Raw genomic sequence first — 12,135 nt, 5'->3', positions numbered from 1 at the left:
TACATTCCAAGCCCACCGGACGTCCCGCGCCTACGATCCGGAGCATGAGCGTTCCAACTGCCGGAATGTCGCTGGCGGCCGACTTTCCGGAAGCCACGCGTGCCGAGTGGCAGAAGCTCGTCCTCCAGGTGCTGCGCAAGTCCGGCGCGGCCACCGAGGCGACCACCCCGGACGGCGCCGAGGACCTTCTGGCCACGCCGACCTACAGTGGTCCGCGCCTGCGGCCGCTGTACACCGCCGACGATGCCCCCGTCGACGGTGTGGGCCTGCCGGGCCTCGCCCCGTTCGTCCGCGGCGGGCGGGCGCAGGGCGCGGGCAGCGACGGCTGGGACGTACGCGCCCTGCATGCCGGGCCGGACCCGAAGGCGGCGGCGCAGGCCGTGCTCGGCGACCTCGAGAACGGCGTCACGTCGCTGTGGCTGCGCCTCGGGCCCGGCGGCCTGCCGGTCGACGCGCTCGGCACGGTGCTGGCCGAGGTGTTCCTCGACCTCGCGCCGGTCGTGCTCGACGCCGGTGCGCTGACCGTGCCCGCGGCCGAGGAGCTGTTCCGGCTGGCCGCGGCCCGCGAGCTGCCCGGCTCGCGGCTCGCGGGCAGTCTCGGCGCCGACCCGATCGGCCTCGCGGCCCGCGCGGGCCTCGCCGCCGACGGGCCGGCCGGGCTCGGGGACGCCACCGCCCTCGCGGCCCGGTGCGTACGGGAGTTCCCGGGCCTGCGGGCCGTCGTCGTCGACGCCCAGCCCTACCATCGCGCCGGCGCCAGCGACGCCCAGGAGCTCGGCGCGTCGCTGGCCACCGGGGTGGCCTACCTGCGCGCCCTCACCGACGCCGGGCTGGGCCTCGCCGAGGCGCTCGGCCAGCTGGAGTTCCGCTACGCGGTCACCGCCGATCAGTTCACCTCCATCGCGAAGCTGCGCGCCGCCCGCCGGCTGTGGGCGCGGGTCGCCGAGGTGTGCGGCGCGGAGCCGGACGCGCGGGCCCAGCGCCAGCACGCGGTCACCTCGTCGGCGATGATGACCCGTCGTGACCCCTGGGTGAACATGCTGCGCACGACGCTGGCGTGCTTCGGGGCCGGCGTCGGTGGTGCGGACGCGGTCACCGTGCTGCCGTTCGACAGCCGTCTCGGCCGGCCCGACGACTTCTCCCGCCGCATCGCCCGCAACACCCAGACCCTGCTGCAGGAGGAATCGAGCCTGATCCGGGTGATCGACCCGGCCGGCGGCTCCTGGTTCGTCGAGTCCCTCACCGCCGAACTCGCCGAGGCCGCCTGGGCCACCTTCACCGAGATCGAGCAGGCGGGCGGCATCGTGGCGGCTCTGCGCGGCGGAATCGTCGCCAGCCGGATCGAGACGACCCGGCAGGACCGCTTCGACGCGATCGCCCACCGCCGTGACCCGATCACCGGCGTCAGCGAGTTCCCCAACGTCGCCGAGAAGCTGCCCGAGCGTCCCGCCGTCCCCGTCGAGGAGCTCGACGTGCCCGCGGGCGCGGCGCCGGGGCTCCCGGAGATCCACTACGACGCCGACTTCGAGGCGCTGCGGGCCCGCGCCGACGCGCACGCGGCCACCGGCGCCCGCCCGGCGGTGTTCCTGGCGACGCTCGGCAGCGCGTCCGCGTCGACCGCGCGTGCCACCTTCGCCGCCAACCTGTTCCAGGCCGGCGGTTGCGAGACCCCGACATCCGGGCCCGGCACCGACCCGGCGGCGATCGCGGCGGCCTTCACCGCCTCCGGCGCCGCCGTCGCCTGCCTGTGCTCGGCTGACAAGGTGTACGCGGAGCACGCCGCCGGGGTGGCGCGGGCGCTGCGCGAGGCCGGTGCCCGTCAGGTCTGGCTCGCGGGCCAGGCCGGCGAGCGCGCCGGATCCGATGCCGAGGCGGGTATCGGCGGGTACGTGTTCACAGGATGCAACGCCGTCGCCGTGCTCCAGGCGACGCTGGCCGAGGCGGGAGTGGCCTGATGTCCGTCGAGAACTCCACGGCGCGCTCCACCGCGATCCCGGACTTCTCCCACGTCCAGCTGGGCGGGCCGCCGGCCGGCGCCGACGCGCCCACCGACGCGTGGCGCGCGGCCGTCGAGGCCGCCACCGGCAAGGACGTCGAGGCACTGACGTGGGACACCCCCGAGGGCATCGCGGTCAAGCCGCTCTACACCCCCGAGGACACCGCCGGCCTCGACTTCCTGCGCACCTATCCGGGCGTCGCCCCGTTCCTGCGCGGTCCCTACCCGGCGATGTACGTCACCCAGCCGTGGACGATCCGCCAGTACGCCGGCTTCTCCACCGCCGCCGCGTCCAACGCGTTCTACCGGCGCAACCTCGCCGCCGGGCAGAAGGGCCTGTCGGTCGCCTTCGACCTGCCCACCCACCGCGGCTACGACTCCGATCACCCGCGGGTCACCGGCGACGTCGGCATGGCCGGGGTGGCCATCGACTCGATCCTCGACATGCGCCAGCTGTTCGACGGCATCCCACTGGACCGGATGAGCGTGTCGATGACCATGAACGGCGCCGTGCTGCCGGTGCTCGCGCTCTACATCGTCGCGGCCGAGGAGCAGGGGGTGGCCCCCGAACAGCTCGCCGGGACCATCCAGAACGACATCCTCAAAGAGTTCATGGTCCGCAACACCTACATCTATCCGCCGCAGCCGTCGATGCAGATCATCTCGGACATCTTCTCGTACACCTCGCAGAAGATGCCGCGGTTCAACTCGATCTCCATCTCCGGCTACCACATGCAGGAGGCCGGCGCGACCGCCGACCTCGAACTCGCCTACACCCTCGCCGACGGCGTCGAGTACATCCGGGCCGGCCTCGGCGCGGGCCTCGGCATCGACGCGTTCGCGCCGCGGCTGTCGTTCTTCTGGGCGATCGGCATGAACTTCTTCATGGAGGTCGCCAAGCTGCGCGCCGCCCGGCTGCTGTGGGCGCGGCTGGTGAAGCAGTTCGACCCGAAGAGCGCCAAGTCGCTGTCGCTGCGCACCCACTCGCAGACCTCCGGCTGGTCGCTGACCGCGCAGGACGTGTTCAACAACGTGGTACGCACCTGCGTCGAGGCGATGGCCGCCACCCAGGGCCACACCCAGTCGCTGCACACCAATGCCCTCGACGAGGCGCTGGCGCTGCCCACCGACTTCTCCGCCCGCATCGCCCGCAACACCCAGCTGCTGCTGCAGCAGGAGTCGGGCACCACCCGCGTCATCGACCCGTGGGGCGGCAGCCACTACGTCGAGCGGCTCACCCACGACCTGGCACGCCGCGCCTGGGCGCACATCAGCGAGGTCGAGGCGTCGGGCGGCATGGCCCAGGCCATCGACGCCGGCATCCCCAAGATGCGCATCGAGGAGGCGGCCGCGCGCACCCAGGCGCGCATCGACGCCGGCCGCCAGCCGCTCATCGGCGTCAACAAGTACCGGGTGGACGCCGACGAGGCGATCGAGGTGCTCAAGGTCGACAACTCGGCGGTACGCGCCGAGCAGATCGACAAGCTGCGCCGCCTGCGCGAGGAGCGCGACCAGACCGCCGTCGCCGCCGCGCTCGGCGCGCTGACCGCGGCGGCGGAGGCGGCCCGCGACGGCAGCCGTCCCGCCGACCTGTCGCACAACCTGCTCACCCTCGCCGTCGACGCGGCCCGGGCGAAGGCCACGGTCGGCGAGATCTCCGACGCCCTGGAGAAGGTCTACGGGCGCCACGCCGGCCAGATCCGTACCATCTCCGGCGTGTACCGGGACGAGGCGGGCTCCGCCGGTAACGTCGACGCCGCCCGCGAGGCCGCCGCCGCCTTCGAGCGGGAGGAGGGTCGCCGGCCCCGCATCCTGGTCGCCAAGATGGGCCAGGACGGCCACGACCGCGGCCAGAAGGTCATCGCCAGCGCCTTCGCCGACATCGGCTTCGACGTCGACGTCGGCCCGCTGTTCCAGACGCCCGCCGAGGTCGCCCGCCAGGCGGTCGAGGCGGACGTGCAGATCGTCGGCGTGAACTCCCTCGCCGCGGGTCACCTCACCCTGGTGCCCGCGCTGCGTGAGGAGCTCGCAGCGCTCGACCGGTCCGACATCCTCATCGTGGTCGGCGGGGTCATCCCCCCGCAGGACTTCGACGAGCTGCGGGCCGCCGGGGCCGCGGCGATCTTCCCGCCGGGGACGGTCATCGCCGACGCCGCGCTGGAGCTGCTCGCGACCCTGGCCAGGCAGCTCGGCCATTCGGGCACCTGAACCGCCCGCGTCATGACATACCTGGCATCGTGACCCGGCGACCCATCGATCTCACCGAGTACGCGGACGGCGTGCTGGCCTCGTCGCGAACCTGGATCGCGCGGGCCATCACGCTCGTCGAGTCCACCCGGGCGGACCACCGGGAGCTCGCGCAGCAGCTGCTCGTCATGCTGCTGCCGCAGGCGGGCAAGGCGCGGCGGGTGGGCATCACCGGCGTGCCCGGCGTCGGCAAGTCGACGTTCATCGACACGCTCGGCACCATGCTCACCGGCCGCGGCCACCAGGTGGCGGTGCTCGCCGTCGACCCGTCCTCGACCCGGACCGGCGGCAGCGTCCTCGGCGACAAGACCCGGATGGCCGCGCTGTCGGTGGACCCGGCGGCCTTCATCCGACCGTCGCCGACCGCCGGCACCCTCGGCGGCGTCGCCAAGGCCACCCGTGAGGCCATGGTGATCATGGAGGCGGCCGGCTACGACATCGTGCTCGTCGAGACGGTCGGCGTCGGCCAGTCCGAGACGACCGTCGCCGACATGGTCGACACCTTCCTGTTCCTCACCCTGGCCCGCACCGGCGACCAGCTGCAGGGCATCAAGAAGGGCGTCCTGGAGCTCGCCGACGTCATCGCGGTGAACAAGGCCGACGGTCCGCACGAGATGGACGCCCGCCGCGCCGCCCGGGAACTCGCCGGGGCGCTGCGGATGCTGCAGGGCGCCGCCGGCCCGCGGGACTGGAACACTCCCGTGCTGACCTGCAGCGCCGCCGAACGCACCGGCATCGACACCGTCTGGGCGCAGATCGTCAAGCACCAGGACACCCTCGACGCCTCCGGCGAGCTCGCCGCCCGCCGCCGCCGCCAGCAGGTCGAGTGGACCTGGGCGATGGTCCACGACCGCCTGCTCGCCGAGCTGCGCGCCCACCCGCGCGTCCGCGAGCTCACCCCCGACCTCGAGCGCCGCGTCCGCGACGGCACCCTCACCCCGGCGCTCGCCGCCGACGCCATCCTCACCGCCTTCGCCGAACCCGTGCCGGCACCTCGGTCATCCGCTCCCGCCTAGGCCGAACCCGGTGGAAGAACCCCTGTTCTCCCCCGGCCTACACGCCCTGACCAGCGGCCTCGCCCGCAGCTACCGACCGTCGCCTCGAGCGGCCGTGGTCGAGAACCGGGTTCGGTCGCTCCCGGTACGTCGCATATCGCGCGCACTTCCCTCGGATGGGAAGTGATTGCGGGGGACAGCGGCACCGTGTCGCGAATTCGTGGTTCCCCGTCCGGTTCGCCCGGATTATGCGACACGCGCTGCCGTGAAACGGCCATCACGCTGCCAGGAGCCGTCGCGCGACACCATCCGCGAAGATCACGACCCGAGGTGCGGCCTGGAACCAGACCGGTACAGCCCCATTGGTCGATACTGCCCGGATGGTGGCCTGCGGCACTATCGTCAACGACTGATCGTGCGACGGGGAGGAGCCGCGATGGCGGGCAGAATCGGCAGGTCGGTGGTGTTCACGGGTTCCGGGGACGCGCTGGACCTGCGGGAGCACGCCGTGCCCGAGCCGCGGTCGGACGAGCTCCTGCTGCGCGTCACGCACGCCGGAGTCTGCGGCACGGACCTGCACCGCCTCTCGGGCGACCTGCCGAGACCGCCCGCGCCGATCTGCTTCGGCCACGAGGGCGTCGGCGTGATCGTCGCGTGTGGCGCGGACGTGCGGACCGACAGGGCCGGTGCGCCCATCGGACCAGGAGACAGGCTGTACTGGTTACCTCCGACGCCATGTGGTGAATGTGGGCACTGCACCTCCGGTGGCACGACCGCACTGTGCGAGCGCATGGTGTGGCCGGCGCCATACGGTCCCGGGACGTCGGCCGGTTTCCAGGAGTACGCGATCGTGCGCCGCACGGCGGCCTTCTTCCGGGTGCCGGGCGAGGTGTCGTCCGAAGCGGTCATCGCGTTCGGCTGCGCGATGCCGACGGCGCTCGGCGGGCTGGAGCGCCTCGGCTCGGTGGAGGGGGCCTCCGTGGTGATCCAGGGCTCGGGACCCGTGGGGCTCGCCGCGATCGTGGCGGCGCGCGACGCCGGCGCGCGACGCGTCATCGTCATCGGCGACCCGCGGCCTCGGCTCGCGGCCGCGACGCGGCTGGGGGCGGACGAGGTGCTGTCCCTGGAGTCCACGTCGATGGAGGACCGGCGGGCCCGGGTGTTCGCCGCCACCGACGGGCGTGGCGCGGACGTCGTGGTGGAGGCCGCCGGGCATGTGTCGGCGTTTCCCGAGGGGATCGATCTCCTGGCACCGCAGGGGCGATATCTCATCATGGGGCTCTACTCCGGCACCGCGACCGTCGACTTCAACCCGGTGGTCGTGAACAACCGTGCCCTCACGATCCTGGGGACGCTTGGCGGCTCGACCGAGAGCTACCACAGGACCGTGGAGATCGCGGCGAAGTACGGCGCGGAGCTCGGATTCGAGGAGCTCGTGACGCACCGGTTCCCGCTGGAGCGGACCGAGGAGGCCATCAGGGCCGTCGCCCGCGGAGAGACGATCAAGGTCGTTGTGAACCCCTGAGGCGGCGCGGGCGGTCTCGCTCACCAGGCGCCGGCACCCGCCATGATCTGGCCACGGCCCGATGGTGCCGGGCTGGTCGAGGAGGCCGGATCGCGACGGGCCGAGTGCGGATGGCGGCGTCGCGGGCGGCGAGCGGCGAACTCCGGAGCCGGCCAGCGGTGTTACCGCCCGATTCTCCTTGAGCACGACCCGGCGGCGGTTTCGGTTCAGCGTGAGCACGACTTTTTCTGTCCGCCAGCGGACACGAAAAATGCCTGGTCGGACGCTTACGATGTTTTCACCATCTGGGGGGAGGGTCTCCGATGGGCGGGTTCGACTCCCGATAGGGGCGGGCCCTGTGACGCGTGGTTCGGGAGACGCTGTGGGTTATCAGCTCGGCATCGACATCGGATCCGCGCACACGATCGTCGGGATCGCGGACGGCGGCTGGCCACGCGTCCTGGAACTGGGCGGGCAGCGGCGGCTGCCGTCGGTCGTGTACGCCCCGGCGGGCGGCGGGCTGGTGTTCGCCCGCGCGGCGGCGCGCCGCGCCCGCACCGACCCGGACCGGTCCGCCACCGACCTGCTGCGCCGCCTCGGCGACGACGGCCAGGTCCTCCTCGGCGGCGCCGCGTACAGCCGGGAGGGCCTGCTCGGCCGGCTCGTCGCGCACCTGGTGACCACCGCCGCCGAGCAGCTCGGCGGCCTGCCCGACCAGGTGGTCGTCACCCATCCGACGTTCTGGCCGGCGAGCCGGCGGGAGGCCTTCGCCGAGGCGATCGGGCAGCTGTCGGGCCTGGAGATGCCGGTGGTGGCCATCCCCGCCGCCGACGCGATGGGCACGCTGCTCGCCCGGGCCTCGCTCACCCAGACCGTCGACCTCGTCGGCTGGTACGACCTCGGCGCCGGGTTTCTCGACAGCGCGGTGCTGTCGTTCTCGCCGTTCGGCTACCAGCTCGTCGGCACGGCGGCTGGGATGCGCCACGGCGCCGGCCTCGACCTCGACGGAATGCTCGCCGAGCGCGCGCTGGACCACGCGGGCGTCGCCGCCGGCCTGGACCGGTCCGACCCGGCCGTGCGGACCGCGCTGGCCCGGCTGCGCCGCGACGCCGCGCAGGCCAAGGAGGTCCTCGCCGAGGAGGACGAGGCCGACCTCACCGTCAGCCTGCCGGGCGTGGAGACCACGACCACCCTGACACGGGCCGAGCTGGAGACGCTGGTCGGCCCGACGATCGACGACACCGTCGAGACGCTGCGCCGCGCGATGCGCTCGGTGCCGGCGGGGCCCGCCGACCTGTCCCGCATCCTGCTGTCCGGCGGACTCGCCTACCTGCCGCTGGTGTCGCGCCGGCTGCGCGCCGCCTTCCCGGAGATCACCAGGATCGAGCACCGGTCCGACGCGGACCTGGCGATGGGCGCCGCGATCCTCGCCGCGGACCTCGCCGACCGCGCGACGCGGGCCGGCGGCGCCGGCGCCGAGCAGACCTACGACACGACCGCGCTGATCCGCCCGCCGGACGCGGCGAGCCTGAGCTCGCTGCCCCCGTACCTGGCCGGTGACGGCAGCACGCCGCCCGCCGCCGCTGCCTCCGCCGATCCGGCCGCCGCGGCCGCGGCCGGACCGGGTGCCAGCGCTGCCGGTGCCGGTGCCGCGATGGCCGGCGGCGGCGACATCGACGGGCCGACCGCGCGGTGGGTCGTCGGTGACGGGCCGGACGGCCGCACCGGCACGCCGGGTCAGAGCGCCGACGCGGCCGCTGGCGGCTGGGGGACGTCCGGCGCGGCCACTGTCGCCCCGGGCGCGGCCTACGGCCAGGCGACGGTCTACGGCCAGGCTACGGACACCGGGCAGGCGACAGGGTACGGCCAGGGCCACGGCCCAGGCGGTGGCGCGTGGGCGAACCCGGGCGTGGGTGCCGCGGGTGTGGGTGGTCCCGCGGCCGGCTCCGGCGGGGCCGGCGATCGCCCGGTGGCGGCCGCGGCCGGCGCCTACGGGCTCGTCGGTGCCGAGGGCGGGGCCTCCGCCGGCGGTGCCGAGGCCTCCGTCGGCGAACCGGCGCCCGCCGGCGCGTCGGGTGGCGCCGCCGGCCCGGGTGGTCGCGGAGCCAGGCGCGGCGGTAGCGGGGGCGGGGGCGGGATCTTCGGGTCGCGCCGAGGCCTGATCGCGGCCGCGATCGTCGCGGTCCTGTTCGTGGCGGCGGGCACGACCGCCGGGGTCGTGCTCACCGACCGGGGTTCCGATTCCGGCACGCCGGTGGCCTCGGTGTCGACCTTCCCGACGACCGATCCGATCCCGCCGCCGGCCACCTCGTCGCCGGAGCCGCCGCCGGCGCCGAACCTGGTCCGGGTCGCCGGCTCGTCGGAGGTCGCGCCGATCACGGAGACGGCCTACAACGAGTTCCGCCGGACCCAGCGCAACGTCACCGTCAGCATCGAGGCGACGAGCACCGAGGACGGTTTCGCCGCCCTGTGCAGCGGTAAGGCGGACCTCGCCGACGCCTCCTTCGAGCCGAACCCCGGCTCGCTGAAGGATCCCGCCTGCGAGAAGAAGCTGGTGGGATTCGAGGTCGCCCACCACACGCTGCCGATCGTGGTCAACCCGCAGAACACCTGGCTGCACTGCCTGACGCTGAAGCAGGTCAAGAAGATCTGGGGCGCCGACTCGTCGATCACCCGGTGGAACCAGATCGACTCCTCCTTCCCGGACGAGCCGGTGTCGTTCGTCGGCCCGCCCCGCACGTCGGTGCAGGCGCAGGTCTTCAACGCCACCATCAGCGACGCCAGCGACCGGTCCCGCTCCTACCGGCAGGCCGACCTCAGCGGCGTGGCCAACGACGTCGCCGGCGATCGGCTGTCCATCGGCTACCTGGACTTCCCCACCTTCGAGACGTTCGGAGACCGGCTGCGCGGCGTTGAGATCAACAACGGTGAGGGCTGCGTGGCGCCCACGGCGGTCGCGGTCGGCACCGGGCTGTACCTGCCGCTGTGCAAGCCGCTGTACATCTACGCGCGGATCGACGCGGTACGCCAGCCGGCGACTGCCGCCTTCCTGCGCTACTTCCTCGAGAACGGGCGCAAGATCGCCTTCGACGCCCACTACGTGCCCCGCACCGACGACACCGTGGGCCAGAACGTCTCCCGGCTGAACGCGCTCACGGCGGGGGTGGGACCGGTACCCGCCTGACCGGGGCCTCGCCGCCCGCCACGCGCGGTGCGGCTCAGGCGACCGGGAGGTTGAAATCTGTTGCCGGTTGAGCGCCAGATAGCGCCGATTGGTGCCGTCTGGTCATCGGCGGCTTCGCCGCCAGGACCGCCCTCGTTGTCGGCATCGTCGCCGCGGTGGCGCTCGCGGGATCCTGTTCCTCGGCGTCCGCCGCCGGCGCCGGCGCGCTTTCGCGGGCACGGACGCGCCCAGGCCGTCGGAGTCCTGACGTGCCAGCGCCGCCGCGGTGGAGACACCGCCCTGGTCAGCGCGTCGCCGTGGTCGAGGCGTCGCGTGGTCAGCGCGCCGCCCTGGTCAGCGCGCCGCCTGGTCGAGGCGCCGCCCTGGTCGAGGCCGCGCGGCCGCTCCACCGGCCGGCGCGGGCGCCCGATCAGCCGGCGCAGGCGTCGGTGTAGGGGACGCCCGGGGCGAGGCTGGCCCACTCGGCCCGGCTCGGCGCGGCGGCGGGGTCCGCGCACGCCAACCGGCGCAGCCGCTGCGGCTCGAGTGTCCCGAGCAGGATCGTGCCCCGCTCGGCGGTCAGGCCCACGGCACCGTTGTCGGCCGTGGTCATCGCCCGTGGCGCGCCGTCGAGCGCACCCAGCGAGGTGAAGGCCGGTGCGGCCGCGGCCAGGTTCCAGTAGACGACGGTGCCGCCGGCGTCGGCGCTGAGCAGCTGCTCACGGCCGGCGAAGGCGACGGCGGCCACCGGCGCGCCATGTCCGGTCAGGCGGCGCGTCACCCGGGGGTGCGCCGGATCGGTGACGTCGGCGACCTGCAGGGTCCGGTCATCGCCACCACTCGCGAGCAGCGTGCCGTCGGGGCTGAACGCGACGCTGTTCACCGCGCCGGCGTGCCCGGAGACCGTGCCCGTCTGCTGCGGGTGACGCGCGTCGCGCACGTCCCACAACTGGACGGTGCCGCCCACCCCGGCGATGGCGAGGACGGCGCCGTCCGGGCGCAGTGCCATGCCCGTGACCGGCCCGGCGCGGCCGATCAGCAGCTGCAGCGACACCGGCCGGCTCGGGTCGGTGACATCCCACAGCCCGACCGACCAGTCGACGCCCGCGGTGGCGAGCAGGTGGGCGTGCGACGACAGCGCCAGCTGGTGTACCGGCGTCGCCTGGGTGCCCAGCGAGCCGAGGGCATGCGGCCGAGCCGGGTCGGTGACGTCCCACAGCCGGCCCGCGTCGGTGGCGCCGCCGGTGGCGAGGGTGCGCCCGCTGCTGTCGAACACCACGCCCGCCGCGTGGTCGCCGTCCGAACCCTCGGCGGCGACGGTGGGCCGTCCCTGCGCGTCCACCCGCCACAGATGCAGCCGGCCCGTGTCGTCGGTGCCGGCCAGCACCGCGCCGTCCGGGCTCAGCGCGAGCCCGGAGTACGCCGGGCCCGCGGCCGCGACCTGGGTCGCGGTCGACCGGGTGAACGACGCGATGAGGGCGTCGCGGGCGGCGGCGGTCGGGGAGACGGCGTAGGCGGCGAGCGCGAGCTTCGCGGCGCTGTGCGGGTCCTGGGCGCGCCGGGCCGCGGCGTCGGCCGCGAGACGCGTGGACGCCGCGGCCCGTTCGTCCGCACCGAGCCGGGCGGAGCCGCCGTCGTCGCCCAGCACGACCAGCGGCACCGCCACCGCGGCGGCGGCCAGGAGCGCCACCGCACCCGCCAGCATGACGACGCGGCGTCGCCGACGGTCCCGGCCGGGCGCCGGAGGTCCCACGGGGCCGCCCGCCGGTCCCGCCTGGCCGCCCGCCGGGACGGCGGGGTCACCGGTGCCGGTGGCGGCGGGCGCGGCCGCACCCGGGGGTGGCGCGAGCGCGGGCAGGCGGGCCACGTTCAGTCCTTCGACGGTCCCGGTCGCGTTCTGTCCGCCGGCGGCGGGCGGCGGCGGGGGACCCGACGCGGGTCCCGGCCGGCCGGGACCCGTAGGACTCCCTGGGCCCGAGGCCGGCGGCGCTGCCGGGCGGCTGCCGACCAGCGGCGGGGCGGCGAAGGGCGGCGGCGACAGCTGCGTGCGGGGCATCTGCGTGCGGGGCATCTGCGTGCGGGGCATCTGCGCGCGGGGCATCTGCGTCGCCGGGCCGTCGCCGCCGGCGCCGCGCCGCTGGGCCTCCCGCCCGACCGCCGGGCCGGACGGCGCCGCCAGACCCGGAAGCCGCGTGGCCCCCGGCACCGGTCCGCCCGCCCCCGTTTCCGG

The 12,135-nt window shown here is 74.7% G+C and carries 6 protein-coding genes; 5 read left to right on the top strand and 1 reads right to left on the bottom strand.

Annotated elements, in window-relative coordinates; translation table 11 throughout:
• Window positions 1-44: 44 nt before the first annotated feature.
• The 5 genes from C1A33_RS13830 to C1A33_RS13810 all read left to right on the top strand — a co-directional run bounded on the left by C1A33_RS13830 (window position 45) and on the right by C1A33_RS13810 (window position 9,926).
• On the top strand, window positions 45-1,955 hold the full coding sequence (locus C1A33_RS13830) for a methylmalonyl-CoA mutase family protein (protein ID WP_101831926.1): 1,911 nt from the start codon (window positions 45-47) through the stop codon (window positions 1,953-1,955).
• On the top strand, window positions 1,955-4,204 hold the full coding sequence (gene scpA / locus C1A33_RS13825; protein WP_101831925.1) for a methylmalonyl-CoA mutase: 2,250 nt from the start codon (window positions 1,955-1,957) through the stop codon (window positions 4,202-4,204). The genes C1A33_RS13830 and scpA overlap by 1 nt, the downstream gene beginning before the upstream one ends.
• 29 nt (window positions 4,205-4,233) lie before the next feature.
• A complete protein-coding gene (gene meaB / locus C1A33_RS13820) occupies window positions 4,234-5,259 on the top strand; it encodes a methylmalonyl Co-A mutase-associated GTPase MeaB (RefSeq protein WP_101831924.1) in 1,026 nt (341 codons plus the stop codon).
• Window positions 5,260-5,674: 415 nt separating this feature from the next.
• On the top strand, window positions 5,675-6,763 hold the full coding sequence (locus tag C1A33_RS13815; protein WP_101831923.1) for a zinc-binding dehydrogenase: 1,089 nt from the start codon (window positions 5,675-5,677) through the stop codon (window positions 6,761-6,763).
• A 361-nt stretch (window positions 6,764-7,124) separates the two neighbouring features.
• The gene (locus C1A33_RS13810; RefSeq protein WP_101831922.1) at window positions 7,125-9,926 is read left to right on the top strand and encodes an Hsp70 family protein; all 2,802 of its coding nucleotides are present in this window, start codon (window positions 7,125-7,127) and stop codon (window positions 9,924-9,926) included.
• A gap of 409 nt (window positions 9,927-10,335) precedes the next feature.
• Here the strand turns inward: C1A33_RS13810 and C1A33_RS13805 are convergent.
• A partial coding sequence (locus C1A33_RS13805; protein WP_423748071.1) for a WD40 repeat domain-containing protein occupies window positions 10,336-12,135 on the bottom strand: 1,800 nt, incomplete at its 5' end.

This window comes from Frankia canadensis, assembly GCF_900197875.1.
In the GTDB taxonomy this organism is placed as follows: Bacteria; Actinomycetota; Actinomycetes; order Frankiales; family Frankiaceae; genus Frankia; species Frankia canadensis.
Note: the sequence above shows the minus strand (reverse complement) of the source record. Positions and strands in the feature narration are given on the sequence as shown.

What these genes read in the sequence shown, in the direction of transcription:
- C1A33_RS13830 (WP_101831926.1), top strand. Translation starts at nt 45, where the DNA reads ATGAGCGTTCCAACTGCCGGAATGTCGCTGGCGGCCGACTTTCCGGAA.
- scpA (WP_101831925.1), top strand. Translation starts at nt 1,955, where the DNA reads ATGTCCGTCGAGAACTCCACGGCGCGCTCCACCGCGATCCCGGACTTC.
- C1A33_RS13815 (WP_101831923.1), top strand. Translation starts at nt 5,675, where the DNA reads ATGGCGGGCAGAATCGGCAGGTCGGTGGTGTTCACGGGTTCCGGGGAC.